The sequence below is a fragment of the Pelagicoccus sp. SDUM812002 genome (assembly GCF_031127835.1).
In the GTDB taxonomy this organism is placed as follows: Bacteria; Verrucomicrobiota; Verrucomicrobiia; order Opitutales; family Opitutaceae; genus Pelagicoccus.
On the sequence record NZ_JARXHX010000118.1, the window covers coordinates 1 to 571 of the forward strand.

The following is a 571-nucleotide window of genomic DNA, read 5'->3' on the forward strand; positions in this document are numbered from 1 at the left end:
CAACGCCAAGCTCAGACGCGGAGGCTTGCCGACGTTGTCTGCGGCGCTTGGTTAGCACGTATGTTTGTTATCATTTTGAGAATTAGCTTTGCACAATCATCAGAACTCATCTCTGAGGTGTCTAGCTCTAGATCGTAAACCTTTTTGACGTGAACCAAATCGAATTGGGCCTTTGCGAGTCCGGTTCTGCGATCTGCTCGCATGCGTTCTCTCGCTTCGAGAATCGGTAGTGGACAACGGACCCCTACGAAGAAGACGCTTCTATCTTTCAACGCTTGAAAGCACTCTTCAAACCATTCCATTCTTTCGAATACATGATCGACGACCAGAGGGAACCTGCCGGAAGCCAATATCGGCAAGCATTTATGAAAGTTCGATATCCCTACTTTGTGGCATTCTTTTCTTTCTTCTTCTCGGACTGAAGGCCAGTCAAACATGTCCGTAAACGTATCCAGAGAAGCGTGCACGATTGGAGATTGCGAATGCTTCTGAAGACTTCGTACGATGCTTGTTTTTCCAGAACTGGACGTTCCGTTGAGGACAATCGCTATCATTTATTCTCTGCTAACGT

The 571-nt window shown here is 46.9% G+C and carries 1 protein-coding gene; it reads right to left on the minus strand.

The genetic code is table 11. The features are described from left to right. Positions 1-11: 11 nt before the first annotated feature. Positions 12-554 carry a chloramphenicol phosphotransferase CPT family protein gene (locus tag QEH53_RS24580; protein ID WP_369426459.1) on the minus strand — a complete coding sequence of 181 codons (543 nt, stop codon included), beginning with the start codon at positions 552-554 and terminating at the stop codon, positions 12-14. Positions 555-571 lie beyond the last annotated feature (17 nt).